10 protein-coding genes are annotated in these 19,973 nt (G+C 72.2%); 6 read left to right on the top strand and 4 right to left on the bottom strand.

Features of this window, described 5'->3' with window-relative positions; all coding sequences use genetic code 11:
- Positions 1–8: 8 nt before the first annotated feature.
- The 3 genes from ABT009_RS18890 to ABT009_RS18900 form a co-directional block, all read right to left on the bottom strand.
- The gene (locus ABT009_RS18890; protein ID WP_351295603.1) at positions 9–1,556 is read right to left on the bottom strand and encodes an alpha/beta hydrolase; all 1,548 of its coding nucleotides are present in this window, start codon (positions 1,554–1,556) and stop codon (positions 9–11) included.
- Positions 1,557–1,651: 95 nt separating this feature from the next.
- Positions 1,652–3,199 (bottom strand): alpha/beta hydrolase, encoded by a 1,548-nt coding sequence (locus tag ABT009_RS18895; protein ID WP_351295606.1) that lies wholly within the window; start codon positions 3,197–3,199, stop codon positions 1,652–1,654.
- Positions 3,200–3,310: 111 nt separating this feature from the next.
- Positions 3,311–6,082 (bottom strand): lysylphosphatidylglycerol synthase transmembrane domain-containing protein, encoded by a 2,772-nt coding sequence (locus ABT009_RS18900; protein ID WP_351295609.1) that lies wholly within the window; start codon positions 6,080–6,082, stop codon positions 3,311–3,313.
- 164 nt (positions 6,083–6,246) lie between these two features.
- Here ABT009_RS18900 and ABT009_RS18905 point away from each other — a divergent pair, with 164 nt between their 5' ends.
- From ABT009_RS18905 to nudC, 5 genes are all read left to right on the top strand, one after another.
- Entirely contained in the window at positions 6,247–6,609 is a 363-nt protein-coding gene (locus ABT009_RS18905) for an MGMT family protein (protein WP_351296013.1), read from the top strand.
- A 300-nt stretch (positions 6,610–6,909) separates the two neighbouring features.
- Positions 6,910–10,788 (top strand): ATP-dependent helicase, encoded by a 3,879-nt coding sequence (locus ABT009_RS18910; protein WP_351295612.1) that lies wholly within the window; start codon positions 6,910–6,912, stop codon positions 10,786–10,788.
- Between the two features lie 130 nt (positions 10,789–10,918).
- Positions 10,919–14,581 (top strand): ATP-dependent helicase, encoded by a 3,663-nt coding sequence (locus tag ABT009_RS18915; RefSeq protein ID WP_351295615.1) that lies wholly within the window; start codon positions 10,919–10,921, stop codon positions 14,579–14,581.
- A 10-nt stretch (positions 14,582–14,591) separates the two neighbouring features.
- The gene (locus ABT009_RS18920; RefSeq protein WP_351295618.1) at positions 14,592–16,004 is read left to right on the top strand and encodes a dipeptidase; all 1,413 of its coding nucleotides are present in this window, start codon (positions 14,592–14,594) and stop codon (positions 16,002–16,004) included.
- Between the two features lie 180 nt (positions 16,005–16,184).
- On the top strand, positions 16,185–17,132 hold the full coding sequence (nudC, locus tag ABT009_RS18925) for an NAD(+) diphosphatase (RefSeq protein WP_351295621.1): 948 nt from the start codon (positions 16,185–16,187) through the stop codon (positions 17,130–17,132).
- Positions 17,133–17,195: 63 nt separating this feature from the next.
- Here the strand turns inward: nudC and ABT009_RS18930 are convergent, their stop codons facing one another.
- On the bottom strand, positions 17,196–17,453 hold the full coding sequence (locus ABT009_RS18930; protein WP_351295624.1) for a mycoredoxin: 258 nt from the start codon (positions 17,451–17,453) through the stop codon (positions 17,196–17,198).
- A gap of 226 nt (positions 17,454–17,679) precedes the next feature.
- On the opposite strand from ABT009_RS18930, the gene ABT009_RS18935 reads away from it, so the two are divergent.
- Positions 17,680–19,887 carry an ATP-dependent DNA helicase UvrD2 gene (locus ABT009_RS18935; protein ID WP_502989910.1) on the top strand — a complete coding sequence of 736 codons (2,208 nt, stop codon included), beginning with the start codon at positions 17,680–17,682 and terminating at the stop codon, positions 19,885–19,887.
- Positions 19,888–19,973: the final 86 nt, after the last annotated feature.

A 19,973-nucleotide genomic window follows, 5' to 3' on the forward strand; every position in this document is an offset into this window, starting at 1 on the left:
GACGCAGGTCAGGAGCAGACCTTGCCGTCCTTCGGCACCGTGCCGTCCAGCAGGTAGTCGTTCACCGCCCCGTCGACGCAGTCGCTTCCGCTCCCGTACGCCCCGTGGCCCTCGCCCTTCCAGGTGAGCTCCACACCGACGCCCTCGCCCAGCTCGTCGGCCATCTTCCGGGCGCCCTCGTACGGCGTGGCCGGGTCCCCCGTGTTGCCGACGACCAGGATCGGCGCGGCACCCGGTGCGCTCACGTCGGGGGTTTCGTTCAGCCCCTGCACCGGCCAGTCGTGGCACCATCCCGCCGTGTCCCAGCCCAGGAACGGCCCGAAGACCGGTGATATCTGCCGGAAGCGGGCCAGCCGCTGCTCGGCCTCCTCGGGCGTCGGGCGCTCCTTGTCGTCGAGGCAGGAGATCGCGCGCTGGGAGTGGCTCTGCGTGCTGTAGTGCCCCGACGCGTCGCGCTCGTTGTAGTAGTCGGCCAGCGCCAGCAGCTCCGTGCCGTCGCCCGCCTCCGCCGCCTGAAGCGCGCTGGTCAGCGAGGGCCAGGACTGCTGGCTGTAAAGCGTGACCGTGATTCCTATGATCGCCAGGGACTGGTTGAGCTGACGGCCGCTCGACGTCGGCAGCGGCTTCGCGTCTATCCCCTTGAGAAGAGCCACTATCTTCTGGGTGCCCTGTTTCGGGTCCTGGCCGGTGGACTTCAGGTAGTTGTCCAGGGCCCGCTGGAAGCCGCGGGTCTGGTTCTCGGCATGGCCCACCGCGCCGACGCTGGGGTCGACCACGGCGTCGAGCACCAGCCGGCCCGTGTTCTTCGGGAACAGGTGTGCGTACACACCGCCCAGCTCGGTGCCGTACGAGATGCCGAAGTAGTGCAGCTTGTCGTCGCCGAGGACCTGGCGCGTCAGGTCCATGTCGCGGGCGGCTTCCTCCGTGGAGACGTGCGCCAGCAGCTTCCCCGCGTCGCGCTCGCAGCCCGTTCCGAAGTCGTCCGCGTCCTTGAAGTACGTCTTCTCCTCGGCCGCCGTGTCCGGGGTGAGGTCGACCGACTCTGCGGTCTGGAGCTCCTTGTCGCTGCGGCAGCGCACGCCCTCGCTGGCGGCGACCCCGCGCGGGTCGAAGCTCACCAGGTCGTACCGCTCGCGCAGCTTCCCGTACTGGTTGGCGAAGGACGGGAGCATCGAGACGCCCGAACCGCCCGGACCGCCGAAGTTGAAGAGCAGCGAGCCCATGCGCTCGTCCTTGCCGGTGGACCTGGCGCGGATGAGCGCGATGCCTATGGTCTCGCCGTCCGGCTTCGCGTAGTCCAGCGGCACCTTCAGGGTCGCGCACTGCCAGTCGCCGCCCGGGGCGGGGGCGTCCGCTGTGGCCCTGCAGCGGCCCCAGTCGAGCTTCTGCGATGTGAGGGACGCGGGCAGGCCGGAGCCCTCGCCGCCCGCCGACGACGACGAGGCGGTAGCCGACGGCTTCGAGTCGTCCGTCGCGGCGCCGTCGCCCGCGCCGCTGCAACCGGCCACCAGCAGTGCTGCGGCGGCCAGCGCAGCTGACCGTACAAAGCGCGGCATGGCACTTCCTTCCCCCTACGACAGCCCCACGGACGACTTCAGGCCATAGTAGGCAGGCCCACCGACAACGGCAGTCGGGGCCGAGGGCCGCATCGTCACGTGCAGACCGTGCCCGCCTTCGGCACCGTGCCGTCCAGCAGATAGTTGTTCACCGCGCCCGTCACGCAGCTGCTGCCGCTGTCGTAGGCACCGTGCCCCTGGCCCTTGTACGTCAGCTCCACGCCCACGCCCTTGCCCAGTGCCTGGGCCATCCTGCGCGCGCCCTCGTACGGCGTGGCCGGGTCGCCGGTGTTGCCGATGACCACGATCGGCGCCGCCCCGGCCGCGCTCACGTCGGGGTGGTCGGCCGCTCCGGGGACGGCCCAGTCGGTGCAGCCGAGCAGGCCCCACGCGAGATAGTCGCCGAACATCGGCGACTCCTTGCGGAACTCCGGGAGGTTCGCGTCCACGTCCGCCTCGGTGTAGCGCGGCTTGTCGTCGGAGCAGTTGATCGCGACGTTGGCCGGTACGAGATTGCTGTACTCGCCGTCCTCGTTGCGCCCGGTCAGCGAGTCCGACAGGAACATCAGGATCTGGCCGTTGCCCTCGTACGCCTGCTGCAGCCCGTCGGTGAGGTACTGCCAGAAGTCCTTCGAGTACAGCGCCTGCACGATCCCGTTCGTGGCGGCGGTCTGGGTCAGGTCGCGCGGGAAGATGCCGGGGATCGGCTTGGCCTCGAGGTCCTTCAGCAGCTTCGCGATCCGGTCCTTGACGTCCTGCTCGGTGTCGCCGACCGGGCAGTCCTCGACCTGGGACGTGCAGTCCTTCGCGTAGTTGTCGAGCGCGAGCTGGAACCCGCCGGCCTGGGCGAGAGAGCTCTCCTCGGGCGTCAGGGTGGGGTCGACGACGGCGTCGAACACGGCACGGCCGACCCTCTTCGGGAACAGATGTGCGTAGACACCGCCCAGTTCCGTGCCGTACGAGATGCCGAAGTAGTGCAGCTTGTCGTCGCCCAGGACCTGACGCATCAGATCCATGTCACGGGCCGCGTCCGTCGTGCGGACGTGAGGCAGGATCGTGCCGGAGTTCTTCTCGCAGGCGGCGTTGAACGACTTGGTGTTGTCGACGAGCGCCGTCCGCTCCGCGGCGTCGTCGGGCGTGCCGTCCTGCTCGAAGAACTCGTCGAGCTGCTCGTTGTCCTCGCACACCACGGGATCGCTGCGGCCGACGCCGCGCGGGTCGAAACTCACCAGGTCGTAGCGGGTACGCAGCTTCGTGTACTGGTCGCCGAAGGCGGGCAGCGTGGTCACGCCCGAGCCTCCGGGGCCGCCGAAGTTGAAGATGAGGGAGCCGATCCGCTTGTTCTCGGGACCGCTGGCCTTGGCGCGGATGAGCGCGATGCCGATGGTGTCGCCCTTGGGGTCGCTCCAGTCGAGGGGCGCCTTCATGGTGGCGCACTCCCATTCGTCGCCGCCCGGCAGCGGTGACGGGGACTGGCTGCTGCCCTCCAGCGGCGACGGGACCGGGCAGGCCTTCCACTTCAGCTCCTGGGTCGTCAGGTCCTCGTCCTTCGGACTGTCGTCGCTGCAGCCCGCGACCGAGAGGGACAGCAGGGCGGCGGTGGCGAGGAGGGCAGCAGTACGCAGACGAGCTGGGTTCGGCATGCCTTAATCCTGCGGCGGCGGTGGACCTGCCGCGCGCGGGGCGCGGGCCGTGCGGGTGAGAAGCGGGAGCGGCCGTGACCCGCAGTGCAGGGCGCGAGAGGCGGTGGAGCCTCAGAGCGCGCCCTTGCGCGTCAGATGGTTGAAGAACAGCCAGCCCGGAAGGACCGGCAGCCACAGCGTCAGCAGCCGGTACAGCAGCACCGCCGGCACCGCGACTGCCTGGGGCAGGCCCACGGCGATCAGACCCACCGTCAGCGTTGCCTCGACCGCACCCACGCCGCCGGGCGTCGGCGCCGCCGAGCCCAGCGCGTTGCCGGCGAGGAAGACGACGGCCACGCTGGCCAGGCTCAGCGACATCGACTCGTCGCCGAAGGCCCGGATCGAGGCGTCCAGACACATCACGAAGCACGCGGTCAGCAGCAGGACGCCGCCGATTCCGGTGACCACCTTCTGCGGCCGCTGCAGTACGTCGAGCATGCGCGGCACGACACCCGCGAACAGCGACCGCACGCGCGTGACCACGAACTTCCGCAGGAACGGGATCGACGTCACGACCAGCACCAGCACGGCGACCGTCAGCAGACCCGCGATGACGGTGCGGGACGGCGACAGCGAAGGCGTCTTCTCCGTACCCGTCAGATAACCGAAGGCGCCGAGGAGCAGGATGTGGGCTCCGAGGCCCACCAGCTGGGAGGCGCCGACACTCGCCACCGCGAGCCCCGGCCGCACCCCGGCGCGCTGCAGGAAGCGCGTGTTGAGCGCGACACCGCCCACGGCCGCGGGCGCCACGATCTTCACGAACGACCCGGCGACCTGCGCCGCCACGGCCCTCAGGAACGGCACTCTCTCCGGCACGAAACCGAGCAGGCTCATCGCCGCCGCGAAGTAGCTGAGCGCCGAGAACAGCACGGCCGCGGCCACCCAGCCCCACTCGGCCTCGGCGAAGAGCGTGCCGAACTTGACGTGGGTCAGCTGCGACAGCAGGAAGTACGCAGCGATCGCCCCGGCCATGAAGCTGACCAGTGTGCGCGGCCTGATCCGCTCGAGCCGGGCCGGCTCGACCGGCGCCTGCGGCCTGATGAGCAGCACCTGGTGGCGGATCTGGGTGAGCAGATCCTCCTCGCGTGCCTCCTCCAGGGCTTCGTCGATCGCCCGCTTCTCGGCCCGTTTCGCCGCGCGGACCGCGTGCTTCTCGGCTCGGGCGGCCTCGTTGCCGGACCGTTTGTCCAGTACCCGGTCCCCGGCGTCCTCCGCCTCCTCCGGGCCTGCCGCCTTGCCCGCCGCGGCTGCCGCCAGCACAGCCTCGCGTTCGCGCTGCGAGCGCTCGCGGGCCAGCCTGCGCAGCGTCGCGCGCGTGGTGCGGGTCAGCGCGATCGGCTGCAGCATCGGCAGACAGTCGGCGACCGCGTCCGGACCCAGCACGGCGACCGCGGATGCGACCGCCCGTTCGGCGCCCACCCGCAGGCCGAGGGTGGTCAGCAGCTGCGCGATGTCCATGCGCAGCACCAGATCACCGGCCGCGATCTCGCCGCCGCGCAGATCGGTGAGCATCACCTTGCCGGAAGGGTCCACCAGGATCGCGTCGCCCGCGAGCCGCCGGTGCGCGATGCGCCGCGACTGCAGCGCCTTCACCTGGCGCCAGGTGTCGTGCAGCAGCGCGTCGGTGATCTCCTCGTCCGGCACCGCGTCGAGGGTGCGACCGCCCAGGTGCTCGTAGACGAGGATCACCGCGTCCGGGCCGAGCTCGGACGTGGCGATCAGCCGGGGGGCGTTGGCGCCGGCCGCGATCGCCGCGTACGCCAGGAGCGCCTCCTGCTCCAGCGCCTGGCGCAGCGACTGCAGGCTCCTGCGCGTCGTGATGCCGCGCAGCGTCAGCCTGCGCCAGACGCGGTAGAAGAAGCCCTGTGCCTGCTGCTCACGGTCGACCACCGTGACGTCGAGGGGCGGGCCGTCCTCCAGCGTGACGAAGTAGCGGCGGCCGCGGTCGCCGTTCTCGGACGCGGCGTCCGGGGCCTCGACACGGGCCGCGCTGACCGGATGGAACCCGACGTGCCGCAGACCGGCGAGCAGCGTCTGGCCGGTCGGCCGGACGTTCGGGGAACCGACCGCGTACAGCGTGCCGTACGCGACGGTCCAGCCGATCAGCACCGTCAGGAGGATCGAGAACGCCGTCGTATAGCCCGTGACCAGCATCGAGAAGGCGTCGAGCACGACGACCACCCACAGCACCCCGCGCCAGCGGGGTCTGCGGGACATGCCGACGGCCGTCATGTACGCGATGACGGGGGCGAGATAGCCGTGGACCGGGTCGGTGAGCGCGTGTATGTCGCCCGGCGAGGGCTGCGTGAGCGCGTCCTGGATGGAGTCGGGGGCGGCCTTCGCGACCCACAGGTCGGTGGCGAGCGTCACGCCGTGTGCGAGGACCGCTGCCAGGACGCCGTCCGCGATGCGCAGCCCGTCCCGCTTGATCAACCGCTCGATCGCGAAGGCGACCGGCACGAGGAGGATCGCGATGCTGGACGCCAGGCCCGCGATCTTGATCAGCAGATCGGGCGCCTGGCCAGTGCCCTTGTTGATGTCCTGCTCGAGCCCCGACGTCGTGCCGTGCGCGAACCCGGCGATCGCCAGCAGCACCACGATCGCCAGGATGCCGACGAGCAGCCGCATCAGGTCGGAGGGACGGTGCACGCGCGCGGGGAGCAGCGGTTCGTCGCCCTCGACTTCTTCGGCGTGGGCATCCGTGGGGTCCGGGCCGGCGGCCCGGCCTTTGCCCTGGTCAGGGTCCCGGCCGGTCTCCGGGCGCGAGGCAGCCGCAGAGGTGCCCGCCGTCTCGTCGGGGTGCACGCCCTGCTGCTCCGTCGTCTCTTCCTGATCTCGTATCACCAGACACCGCCCGCACGATGGTGGCATGCCCCGCCGACAGACGTGGGCATCAGGGTGCATTGCGGGGGAGCATGGCCCCGCCGAAGCGCCCCCGTCTGCCGCTCGGTGCTCATATGTGCACGCTCCGTCAGGACTCCGCCGCGGTGTCGGTGGCGTGCGGCAGGATGGGTCGGATGAGCGAGGAGAGCCCCCCGGCGGGGGAGCTGCCGGAGTACGCGGAGCGGGTGCTGGAGGTCGCTGAGCTGATCCCGGCGGGCCGCGTGATGACGTACGGCGACGTGGCCGAGTGGCTGGCGGAGGGAGGGCCGCGCCAGGTCGGCCGTGTGATGGCGCTCTACGGAGGCGCCGTGCCGTGGTGGCGCGTGGTGCGCGCGGACGGGGTCCTGCTCCCCGGCCATGAGCTCCGGGCGCTGGGGCACTACCGCACGGAGGGCACCCCGCTGCGCGAGGCCGCCGGCTCCGCGGAGGGGCATCTGCCACGTATCGACATGAGACGGGCCAGATGGGACGGCGAGAGAGGCACCTAGGGCGCAGCCGCCGGCACCACGGCCGTCGGGTCGCGGTGCTCCCCGGGACAGGGAACCGGGGCACACGTGCGGGTTCACACCAGAAAGCTTCCGGCATTCCGGGGCGGCGCGGAGGCCCGGTGGCCCGTACGGGGGAAGCGGGGCGCCGCCGATGACCGCGATACCTTCGAGGCCGGGGGCGCCGGGACCTTCCCCCGCCCTCAGCCAAGAGCGCTTCGCGCTCGTCGCCCTCAACGCAGCCGCCGCTCCGCCCGCGCGACTGCCCGACAACCAGCACACCAACCAGGACCGGCGAACCACGTGAGCTCCTCTTCTTCCACCCGGCACCTGTCGCACCCCCAGGTACGACAGGGGACCCGCGGTGCGTACCGACTGGTGCGTACCCCGCCGGTGCCGGTGGATCCCCCTCGTCTGGACGCACGGCAGCGCGCGGTGGTTGACCATCCGGGCGGTCCGTTGCTCGTCCTGGCGGGACCGGGCACGGGCAAGACCACCACACTGGTGGAGGCCGTCGCCGCGCGGATCGCGAAGGGCACCGACCCGGAGCGCATCCTGGTCCTGACCTTCAGCCGCAAGGCGGCCGTGGAGCTGCGCGACCGCATGGCGCTGCGCATCGGAGCCGCACGCGCCCCGCAGGCCACCACCTTCCATTCATTCTGCTACGCACTCGTACGGGCCCATCAGGACGCCGAGATGTTCGTGGAGCCGCTGCGGCTGCTCTCCGGGCCCGAGCAGGACGTGACGGTGCGCGAGCTGCTGGCCGGCCAGACCGCCCTCGCGCAGGAGGGCCTGGCCCACGTCCGGTGGCCGGACGAGCTGCGCGCGTGCCTGACGACGCGCGGTTTCGCCGACGAGGTGCGCGCCGTGCTGGCCCGCAGCCGCGAGCTCGGCCTGGGGCCGGACTCGCTGGCGGCCTTCGCCGCGCGCATCGGCCGCCCGGACTGGGGTGCCGCGGCCGCGTTCCTCGCCGAGTACCTCGACGTGCTCGACATGCAGGGCGTCCTCGACTACGCGGAACTGGTGCACCGCGCGGTGCTGCTCGCCCAGCGGCCCGCGGTCGCGGACGAGCTGTCCGGGCGCTATGACGCGGTCTTCGTGGACGAGTACCAGGACACCGATCCGGCGCAGGTGCGGCTGCTGGTCGCGCTTGCCGGGAACGGCGGAGGGCGGTCCTCGGGCGAGGGCGCACGCGCGCGTCACGGGTCCGGCGTGCGTGGGGCCGACTCGCCGGTGGTTGGCGTGCGGGGTGCCGACGCGCGTGGGGGCGGCGTGTGGGGGGCCAGCCGTACGCTCGTCGCGTTCGGAGATCCGGACCAGTCGATCTACGCGTTCCGGGGTGCCGACGTGAACGGCATCCTGGACTTCCCGGATAACTTCCGGCGCGCGGACGGCACACCCGCGCCCGTGGAGGTGCTGCGTACCTCCCGCCGCTCGGGTTCCGGACTGCTGGCGGCCACCCGGCTGCTCACCCAGCGCATGCCGCTGACCCGCCTGCCCGCCGACAGGGTGCGCGCGCACCGCGAGCTGACCGCGGTGCGGGACGGCGGCGGGGTCGAGGTCTACACGTATCCGACGCCCGGCACGGAGCTCGACAACATCGCGGACATCCTGCGCCGCGCACACCTGGAGGACGGCGTCCCCTGGAGCGACATGGCCGTCCTGGTGCGCGCCGGATCCCGCACCATCCCCTCGATACGCCGCGCCCTGACCTCGGCAGGCGTCCCGCTCGACATCGACGGCGACGACCTCCCGCTCCGCCACGAACCGGCCGTCGCACCGCTGCTCACCGCCCTCAGGGCGGTGGCGACGGCGGCGCTGGCGCCCGGGGAGCCCGGCATGCCTCAGCAGCCGCCCGCTGCCGGGCCGCAGCCCGAGCACCCGGCCGCAGCCGAGCGCTCCGCCGCGCATGAGGAGCCGCGCGCTTCCGACGCTCCCGGGCAGGCGCCCGCGTCGGATGCAGTCGGTGGGCCGGAGGAGTCGGCAGCTTCGCACGCGCGCGTGCGTGCGCAGTCGGTGGCGTCCGACGTTCCTGGGGAGTCATGCGCGACCGATGCCGCCAGCAGGCAGGAGTCACCTGCGTCGGAGGCGGCCGGTGGGTCGGGGGAGTCCGGCGTATCGGACGCGCGTGTGCAGTCGGCGGCGTCCGACGCTCCCGGGCAGTCGTCCGCAGCCGATGCAGCCGATGCCGCCGATACGGCGGATGCGGCCGCCAGGCCGGAGGAGCCGTCCGCGCCCAACCCAGCCGCCAGGCCGGAGGAGCCGTCCGCGCCCAACGGAGCCGACGCGTTCAGCGCCCCCGGCACCCTTTGGCTCGACGTCGAGACCGCGCTCACCCTCCTCACCTCGCCCCTGGGCGGTATGGACGCCGCCGATCTGCGCCGCCTGGGCCGCGCCCTGCGGGAGGAGGAGCGGGCCGGCGGCAACCACGTGCCGCCGCCCTCCGACGAGCTGCTCGCGCGCGCCCTCGCGGAGCCCGAGCGGCTCGCCGCGCACGACGCGTCGTACGCGCGCGGCGCCCAGCGACTGGGCGCGCTCCTGCACAGGGTGCGTGAGCTGCTCGCGGGCGGAGGCACCGCGGAGGAAGCCCTGTGGGAGCTGTGGGACGGCACCCCGTGGCCCCAGCGGCTGGAGCGCGCCGCACGCCGCGGCGGTGCCGCCGGGCGCAACGCGGACCGCGACCTCGACGCGGTGTGCGCGCTGTTCGCGACGGCCGCCCGCGCCGAGGAGCGCACCGGCGGCCGCGGCGCCCTCAACTTCCTCGAGGAGATCGAGGCGCAGGACATCGCCGCGGACACGCTCACCCGCAGGGCGGTACGGCCCGACGCCGTACGCCTGATGACCGCGCACCGCTCCAAGGGCCTTCAGTGGCGCCTCGTCGTCGTCGCGGGCGTGCAGGAGGGCTTGTGGCCGGACCTGCGACGCCGAGGCTCTCTCCTGGAGGCCGACCGCATCGGACGCGACGGCCTGGCCGAGCCGCTCACCCCCGGCGCCCTCCTGGCCGAGGAGCGGCGGCTGTTCTACGTGGCCGCCACACGCGCGCGTGAGCGTCTCGTCGTCACCGCAGTGAAGGCCCCCGCCGACGACGGCGACCAGCCCTCCCGCTTCCTCACAGAACTCGGCGTCGAACCCAAGGACGTCACCGGCCGCCCGCGCCGCCCGCTGTCCGTCGCGGCCCTGGTCGCCGAGCTGCGCGCCACCACCGTCGACCCGCGGGTCTCCGAGGCGCTGCGCGAGGCGGCGGCCCGGCGGCTGGCCCGGCTCGCCGCACTCACCGACGCCGACGGTCGGCCCCTCGTACCGTCGGCGCACCCGTACCGCTGGTGGGGCATGTACGAACCCACGGAGAGCAAGGTGCCGCTGCGGGACCGCGACAAGCCCGTCGTGCTCTCCGGAAGCGCCCTCGACCAGCTCGCCAACACCTGCGCCCTGCAGTGGTTCCTCGGCCGCGAGGTGAAGGCCGACGCGCCCGCGACCGCCGCCCAGGGCTTCGGCAACGTCGTGCACGTCCTGGCCGACGAGGTGGCCTCCGGCCGTACCCCGGCCGACCTCGCCGTGCTCATGGAGCGCCTCGACTCGGTGTGGGACGCGCTCGCCTTCGACGCCCCCTGGAAGTCCGCGCAGGAGAAGGAGCACGCGCGCGTGGCGCTCGAGCGCTTCCTGCAGTGGCATGTGACGGACCGAGGAGCCCGGGAACCGGTCGCGAGTGAACACGACTTCGACGTGACCCTCGAGGCGGGCCCGTACGAAGTGCGTATCCGGGGCTCCATGGACCGCGTCGAACAGGACGCCGAAGGCCGCGCCTACGTCGTCGACTTCAAGACCGGCAAACAGCCTGTGAGCAGCGCCGACGTGGCCCGCCACCCGCAGCTCGCCGTCTACCAGCTGGCCGTCCGCGAAGGCGCAGTCGACGAGGTCTTCGACGGCGCACGCCCCGAACCGGGCGGCGCCGAACTCGTCCAGCTGCGGCAGGGCGCCACCAGGAAGGACGGCGGCGAGGGCTTCCCGAAGGTCCAGGCCCAGGAGCCGCTCGCCGGCGACTGGGTCGGCGACCTGCTGGCCACCGCCGCGGGCAAGGTCCTCGACGAACGCTTCACCCCGACCACCGGCCAGCACTGCACACACTGCGCGTTCCGCGCGTCGTGCAGCGCCCGCCCTGAGGGACGGCACGTGGTCGAGTGACGCGCCCGGTGAAGCGATCAGGCACGCCACCTGAGTGACGTACCACACCACACGTGCTGACCTGCGCTTCTTCCCGCCGTGACGGCCGATGTGGCCTGAGCTGTCAGCGGGCGGGGCTAGCCTCTCTGAGGTGCCGGCGCGTATCACTGACCCCGAGCAGCTCAAGGAGCTCCTCGGCATTCCGTTCACCCCGGAGCAGACGGCGTGCATCACCGCACCGCCCGCTCCGCAGGTGATCGTGGCCGGAGCCGGGTCCGGCAAGACGACCGTCATGGCGGCACGCGTGGTGTGGCTCGTCGGCACCGGCCAGGTCGCCCCCGAGCAGGTCCTCGGCCTCACCTTCACCAACAAGGCCGCAGGCGAGCTCGCCGAGCGCGTACGGAAAGCGCTGATCAAGGCAGGGGTCACCGACCCGGACGCGATCGACCCGGACGATCCGCCGGGCGAACCCGTCATCTCCACGTACCACGCCTTCGCGGGCCGCCTGCTGACCGACCACGGGCTGCGCATCGGCCTGGAACCGACGGCCCGGCTGCTGGCCGACGCCACTCGCTTCCAGTTCGCCGCGCGCGTGCTGCGCGAGGCCCCGGGCCCTTATCCGGCGCTGACCCGCTCCTTCCCGGACCTGGTCAGCGATCTGCTGGCCCTCGACGCCGAGCTCGCCGAGCATCTCGTACGCCCCGAGGAGCTGCGGGCGTACGACACCGAGCTGCTGAACACCCTGCAGCGCGCGAAGCTCACAAACGCCGACCTGCGGAAAGTGCCCGAGGCGGCCGAGGCCCGCCGGGAACTGGCCGAGCTCGTGGCGCGCTACAGGGCGGCCAAGCGCGACCGCGATCTGCTCGACTTCGGCGACCAGATCGCCCTCTCCGCGACGCTGGCCCGTACCCGGCCAGAGGTCGGCGCGATCCTGCGCGACGAGTTCCGGGTCGTGCTGCTCGACGAGTACCAGGACACGTCGGTCGCCCAGCGGATCCTCCTTGCGGGCCTGTTCGGCGGCGGCACCGGCCACCCGGTGACCGCGGTCGGCGACCCCTGTCAGGCGATCTACGGCTGGCGCGGTGCCTCCGTCGCCAACCTCGACGACTTCCCCGAGCACTTCCCGCACACGGACGGCCGGCCCGCCACGCGCTTCGCGCTGAGTGAGAACCGCCGCAGCGGCGGCCGCCTCCTCGACCTCGCCAACGGCCTCGCCGAGCCCCTGCGCGCGATGCACGCGGGCGTGGAGGCCCTGCGGCCCGCACCCGGCGCGGAGCTGGACGGCGTCGTGCGCTGCGCCCTGCTGCGCACCCACGCCGAGGAGATCGACTGGCTCGCGGACTCCGTCGCCCATCTCGTACGCACCGGTAAGGCACCCGGCGAGATCGCCGTGCTGTGCCGCACGGCTGCCGACTTCGCCGAGATCCAGGGGGCGCTGGTCGCCCGCGACATCCCCGTCGAGGTCGTGGGGTTGTCCGGGCTGCTGCATCTGCCTGAGGTCGCCGACCTCGTCGCCGTCTGCGAAGTCCTCCAGGACCCGGGCGCCAACGCCTCCCTCGTACGGCTGCTGACCGGCCCCCGCTGGCGCATCGGCCCCCGCGACCTCGCCCTCCTGGGCCGCCGAGCCCGCCTCCTCGTCGCGCACGCACGCGTGGGCGACGAGGACGACCCCGACCGACGCCTCGCCGAAGCCGTCGAGGGAGTCGACCCTGCCGAGGTCATATCGCTCGCCGACGCCCTCGACACGTTCCTGGAGACCCCTTTCGAGGCGGACGGCGCGGCAGCGGACGACGACGGGCTGCCCTTCTCGGCGGACGCACGCGTGCGTTTCGCGCGCCTCGCCGCCGAACTGCGCGACCTGCGCCGCTCCCTGTCCGACCCGCTGATGGACGTCCTGCACCGCGTCCTGGCAGTCACCGGACTGGAGGTCGAGCTCTCCGCCTCGCCCAACGCGCTGGCCGCCCGCCGCCGGGAGACGCTGTCGAACTTCCTCGACATCGCCGCGTCCTTCGCGGCCAACGAGGGCGAGGCCAGCCTGCTCGCGTTCCTCGGCTTCCTGCGCACCGCCGCCCAGTACGAGAAGGGGCTCGACAACGCCCTTCCCGGCGGCGAGAACACGGTCAAGGTGCTGACGGCGCACAAGTCCAAGGGACTGGAATGGGACGTCGTCGCCGTCCCCGGCCTGGTCACCGGCACCTTCCCCAGCACTCAGGGCCGCGAGAAGTGGACCGCCCAGGGCAAGGTCGTGCCGCACGCCCTGCGCGGCGACGCGGCCACGCTGCCCGACATCGCGGCGTGGGACGCCAAGGGCATGCGGGCCTTCCACGAGGCGATGAAGGACCACCAGCGCACCGAGGAACTCCGCCTCGGCTACGTCACGTTCACCCGCCCCCGCTCCCTCCTGCTCGCCTCCGGCCACTGGTGGGGCCCCTCCCAGAAGAAGCCACGCGGACCCTCGGACTTCCTCCAGGCCCTGCACGACCACTGCGCGGCAGGACACGGCGAGATCGAAGCATGGGCCGACGCACCGGACGAGGACGAGGAGAACCCCGCCCTCCAGCAGTCGTCCGCCGACCACGCCTGGCCGCTCCCGCTGGACGAGGCGGCAACGGCCCGCCGCCGCGCGGCTGCCGCGACGGTGCTGGCGCATCTGGAGGGGCCGGCAGACCCCACACCGGGCACAGGCACCACGGACGCCGCCCGTGCCCACGCCGAGGCGCACCCCTCGGCGTACGACGCCGCAGCCGCGTACGACGACCCGGACTGGCCCCCTCCGCCCGAAGACGACGAACCTCCGTACGAGGGCGGGGACTTCCCCGAGGACTGTCCCGAGAGCTATTCCGGGGACCTCCCCGACGAGGACACAGCCGACTGGGACTCCTGGACGCGCCGGCGTCCCGCCGCCCCCAGCCCGGCCACCCCCCACGCGCGCGTGCCGCACCAGTCCCCGCCCCCGGACAGCCGCCCGCACCCCGCCGCCACCGACGGCGACGCCACGGGCCTCACCCCGGAGGTCCTCACCCCCGAGGAAGCCCGCACCATCGCCTCCTGGGACCGCGATCTGGACGCCCTCACGGGCGAACTCCTGCGTGCCCGCGAAGCCGTCAGCGACGTGCCCGTGCCGCCTTCGCTCACCGCATCCCAGCTGCTGCGCCTCGCCGCCGACCCGGACGGCTTCGCGCAGGACCTGGCGCGTCCCATGCCCCGCCCGCCCCGCCGCGGCGCGCGTCGCGGCACCCGCTTCCACGCCTGGCTGGAGACCCGCTTCGACGCGCTGCAGCTGCCGATGCTCGAACCGGAAGAGCTCCCCGGCAGCGAGGCCGAGATCGCCGACGAACGCGACCTGGAGGCGCTCAAGGAGGCCTTCGAGCGCACCCCGTACGCACACCGCACCCCGTACCGCGTCGAAGTGCCCGTCCAGCTGGTGATCGCCGGCCGCGTCATCCGCGGCCGCATCGACGCCGTCTACAGGGACGGCGACGGCGACGACGCCACGTACGAGATCATCGACTGGAAGACCGGCCGCACGAGCCCGGTGGTCTCTGCCGTCGGCGACCCGCTCCAGCTCGCCGTCTACCGCCTGGCCTGGGCCGAGCAGCACGGTGTCCCGCTCGAGTCCGTACGGGCCGCGTTCGTCCACGTACGCAGCGGGGAGACCGTCCGGCCCGACCGTCTTCCCGGCCGGGCCGAGCTGGAACGCCTCCTCCTCGCGCAGCCGGAGTCCCAGGATCCGGCGTCCGGGATCCCTCCCGCGGAGCCCCGGGAGGCGGCTCCCGAGGAACCGCCGGACCACCCCGCCCACGTGGGCCGATAAGGTCGTGAGCATGAGCAAGCCCGTTGACAGTGCCGTCAGCGCCGTCCGCGCGTACGTCCAGCACCACCGTGAGGCCTTCCTCGACGATCTCGCCGAGTGGCTGCGCATCCCGTCCGTGTCGGCCCAGCCCGACCACGCCGTCGACGTGCGGCGCAGCGCCGACTGGCTCGCCGCGAAGCTCAAGGAGACCGGCTTCCCGGTCGCCGAGATCTGGGACACCCCGGGCGCACCTGCCGTCTTCGCCGAATGGCCGTCGGACGACGCCGGGGCGCCCACCGTGCTCGTCTACGGCCACCACGACGTGCAGCCCGCCGCCCGCGAGGACGGCTGGGACACCGACCCCTTCGAACCCGTCATCCGCGGAAACCGCCTCCACGCGCGCGGGGCGGCCGACGACAAGGGACAGGTGTTCTTCCACACACTCGGCGTACGCGCCCACCTCGCCGCCACCGGCCGCACCGCCCCCGCCGTCCACCTCAAGCTCCTCATCGAGGGCGAGGAGGAGTCCGGCTCCCCGCACTTCCGCGCCCTCGTCGAAGAGCACGCGGCCCGCCTCGCCGCCGACGCCGTGATCGTCTCCGACACCGGCATGTGGTCCGAGACCACACCCACCGTCTGCACCGGCATGCGAGGCCTCGCCGACTGCGAGATCCAGCTCCACGGCCCCGACCAGGACATCCACTCCGGTTCCTTCGGCGGCGCCGTACCCAACCCCGCCACCGCCGCCGCCCGCCTCGTCGCGGCCCTCCACGACGAGCACGCGCGCGTGGCGATCCCCGGCTTCTACGACGGCATCAAGGAACTCACCCCGCGCGAACGCGAACTCTTCGCCGAACTGCCCTTCGACGAAGAACAGTGGCTGCGCACCGCCAAGTCGTACGCCACCCACGGCGAAGCCGGCCACACCACCCTGGAACGCATCTGGGCACGCCCCACCGCCGAGGTCAACGGCATCGGCGGCGGCTACCAGGGCCCCGGCGGCAAGACGATCATCCCGTCCTCCGCGATGCTCAAGCTCTCCTTCCGGCTGGTCGCGGGCCAGGACCCGGAGCACATCGAGAAGGCCGTACGCGCCTGGATCGCCGAGCAACTGCCCGCCGGCATCCGCCACGAGATCACCTTCGGCGGCGCCACGCGCCCGTGCCTCACGCCCCTGGACCACCCGGCCCTCCAGTCCCTCGCCCGCGCCATGGGCCGCGCGTTCGGGCAGGAGATCCTCTTCACCCGCGAGGGCGGCTCCGGACCGGCCGCCGACCTGCAGGACGTGCTCGCCGCACCCGTCCTGTTCCTCGGCATCTCCGTGCCCTCCGACGGCTGGCACGCGCCCAACGAGAAAGTCGAGCTCGACCTCCTCCTCAAAGGCGTCGAGACCACCGCATACCTGTGGGCGGACCTCGCGGAGAACTGGCGCGATGCGGGCTGACCCTTCCGCGGACCGACGAAGCAGATCCCCGTACCCCCTGGCGCAGGCCCGACCGCTCACGCCAGGCACACTGGGAGGACACTTCCGCACGCCCACGGCCCGCCGCACCCCGGCCCACCGGCCCTCCTGCTCAACCGCCGCGCAGCAACACCCAAACCATCGGGGGAGTTGGAAGCACCTGTGACCACCTGGACCGACCGCACCGGCAACCGCCCGCTCGCCCTCACCGCACCGAGCGGCATCGACCGCGCCGCCCACCACCGCCTCGACGAGGCATGGCTGGCCGCGGCGTGGAGCCACCCGACGACCCGCGTCTTCGTCGTATCCGGCGGCCAGGTGCTCATCGACGAGACCCCGGACGGCACCACGGAACTCGTCACCACACCGTCCTTCGAAGCCCCCCTCACCGAGGCCCACCGCTACTTCCTGGGCACCGACGACGACGGCGTCAGCTACTTCGCCCTGCAGAAGGACTCCCTGCCCGGACGCATGGACCAGTCCGCACGCCCCGCGGGCCTCCGCGAAGCGGGCCTCCTGCTGTCCCCCCGCGACACCGGCCTCATGGTGCACGCCGTCGCCCTGGAGAACTGGCAGCGCCTCCACCGCTTCTGCTCCCGCTGCGGCGAACGCACCGTCATCGCCGCCGCCGGCCACATCCGCCGCTGCCCCGCCTGCGGCGCCGAGCACTACCCGCGCACCGACCCCGCCGTGATCATGCTCGTCACCGACGACGAGGACCGCGCCCTGCTCGGCCGCCAGGTCCACTGGCCGGAAGGCCGCTTCTCGACCCTCGCCGGCTTCGTCGAGCCCGGCGAGTCGATAGAGCAGTCGGTACGCCGCGAGGTACTCGAAGAGGCAGGCGTCACAGTCGGCGAGGTCGAATACGTCGCAAGCCAGCCCTGGCCCTTCCCCTCCAGCCTCATGCTGGGCTTCATGGCCCGCGCCACCTCGTGCGAGATCAACGTCGACGGCGAGGAGATCCACGAGGCTCGCTGGTTCTCCCGGGAAGAACTGCGGGCCGCCTTCGAGTCCGGGGAGGTCCTGCCCCCCTACGGGATCTCGATAGCGGCCCGCCTGATCGAGCTCTGGTACGGCAAGCCTCTGCCGACGAGGCCCAGCACGGTCTAGCCCGGCGGGGCCGACACCTGCCACCGTCCAGCTCCGGCCGGGCCGACGCCCGGCGGACGGATCTCAGACGCCGAGCGCCTGCTTCACCTGCGCGAGGCTCGGGTTCGTCATGACGACCGGCTCGCCACCGGAGACCGGAACGATCTGAACGGTGGGAACCGTCTGGTTCCCGCCGTTAGCCTTCTCGACGAACGCCGCGGACTGCGGGTCCTGCTCGATGTTGATCTCGGCGTACGCGATGCCCTCACGGTCCAGCTGGCTCTTCAGCCGACGGCAGTAGCCGCACCACGTCGTGCTGTACATCGTCACAGTCCCCTGCATGTCGCTCGCGCTCCCTTGTCGTGTCGTACAGATGCTTGGTCGCAGTGACAGGAACGTACGTGACGGGGGCAACCATTCCCGCCACCTGCAGCATGTGCGTCACGTCGCGCACGACGTGACGTGGAGCGCACGCATCGCACGTCGAGGTGCCGCATTAGTACGACTGCGACCGCCCCCCTGTGGACAACCTGCTCACGGGTCCCCGGCGACCTGGCAGCATGGCGGGGTGACACCAGCAACGCACTCCACCCTCTTCCCGCAGGTTCCGGACAGCGCCGACGCCGTACTCGACGGGCTCGACCCCGAGCAGCGCGAGGTCGCCACCGCCCTGCACGGACCGGTGTGCGTACTCGCCGGAGCAGGCACCGGCAAGACACGGGCGATCACCCACCGCATCGCCTACGGCGTCCGCGCCGGAATACTGCAGCCGTCCAGCGTCCTCGCCGTCACCTTCACCAACCGCGCCGCGGGCGAGATGCGCGGCCGCCTCCGCCAGCTCGGCGCCGCCGGAGTCCAGGCGCGCACCTTCCACTCCGCCGCCCTGCGCCAGCTCCAGTACTTCTGGCCGAAAGCCGTCGGCGGACAGCTACCACGGCTCGTCGAACGCAAGATCCAGCTCGTCGCCGACGCCGCGGCCGCCTGCCGCATCCGCCTCGACCGGGGCGAGCTCCGCGACGTCACCGCCGAGATCGAATGGTCCAAGGTCACCCAGACCGTCCCCTCGGACTACCTGGCGGCCGCCGCCAAGGCCGGCCGGGACGTCCCCCGCGACCCCGCCGAGATCTCACAGCTCTACGCCACCTACGAGGACCTCAAGCGCGAGCGCTCCGTCATCGACTTCGAGGACGTACTGCTGCTGACCGTCGCCATCCTCCAGGACCGCCACGACATCGCCGACCACGTCCGCAGCCAGTACCAGCACTTCGTCGTCGACGAGTACCAGGACGTCAGCCCCCTCCAGCAGCGCCTCCTGGAACTCTGGCTCGGCGACCGCGACAGCCTGTGCGTCGTCGGCGACGCAAGCCAGACCATCTACTCCTTCACCGGCGCCACCCCCGACCACCTCCTCAACTTCCGGACGCGGCACCCCGGCGCCACGGTCGTCAAACTCGTCCGCGACTACCGCTCCTCACCGCAGATCGTCCACCTCGCCAACGGCCTGCTGTCCCACGCCCGCGGCCGCGCCGCCGAACACCGCCTCGAACTGGTCTCCCAACGGAAGCCCGGCCCCGAACCCGTCTACGCCGAGTACGTGGACGAGCCCGCCGAAGCCGAAGGCGCCGCCCACCGCATCCGCGACCTCATCGCCTCCGGCGTCCCCGCCAGCGAGATCGCAGTCCTCTTCCGCACGAACGGCCAGTCCGAGACATACGAGCAGGCGCTCGCGGACGCAGGCGTGCCCTACCAGCTGCGCGGCGCCGAACGGTTCTTCGAACGCACCGAAGTACGCGAAGCAGGCGCCGCCCTGCGCGGAGCCGCCCGCTTCGGCGCCAACGACACACTCCTCGACGACGCCGTCGACCTGCCGTCGCAGGTGCGTGCGGTCCTCTCCACCAAGGGCTGGACCACACAACCTCCAGCCGGCTCCGGAGCCGTCCGAGAACGCTGGGAGTCACTCGCAGCCCTGGTACGCCTCGCCGAGGACTTCGCCCGGGCCAAGCCGTCAGCCACCCTCGGGGACCTCGTCGCCGAACTCGACGAGCGCGCGGCCGCGCAGCACGCCCCCACCGTCGAAGGCGTCACCCTCGCCTCCCTGCACGCCGCAAAGGGCCTCGAATGGGACGCCGTGTTCCTCGTCGGCGTAGCGGAAGGCATGATGCCGATCACCTACGCCAAAACGGACGAACAGATAGAGGAGGAGCGACGCCTCCTCTACGTGGGCGTCACCCGCGCGCGGCAGCATGTGTTCCTCTCCTGGGCGCTGTCCCGCTCGCCCGGCGGCCGCCCGACCCGGCGCCCCAGCCGCTTCCTCGACGGCCTGCGACCGGGCTCATCCACCACCGCGACCCGCGGTGCCGGTGTCCCGGTCGGCGCGGGCGGCATCGAGCACGGTTCCAGGAGGATCGGCACCACGGCCGCCAGACCGCGGCGCCAGCCCCGGACACCCGCCCGCTGCCGCGTTTGCGGCCGCACCCTCACCGACGCGGGCGAAATGAAGCTGATGCGCTGTGAGGACTGCCCCTCGGACATGGACGAGGGCCTCTACGAACGGCTTCGCAACTGGCGCGCCGATGAGGCCCGCCAACTGGGGCAGCCCGCGTTCTGCATCTTCACCGACAAGACACTCATGGCGATCGCCGAGGCCGCACCCGACGAGGAGGCCGAATTGGCTCGTATCCCTGGGGTCGGAGTACGCAAACTCAACCGGTTCGGAGCCGATGTGTTGGCCATCTGCGCAGGTGAGACCCGTGGGAGCCACGACGAAGAAGGCTGACCGAAACTCGTCGGAAAAATAGTTTGCGCATGCCCCAGCAATCCCCATAGGTTCTTAAGCACGGAAACGGCGGCTTCTCGAAGCCC

This window comes from Streptomyces sp. NPDC002896 (assembly GCF_040295225.1).
Classification (GTDB): Bacteria; Actinomycetota; Actinomycetes; order Streptomycetales; family Streptomycetaceae; genus Streptomyces.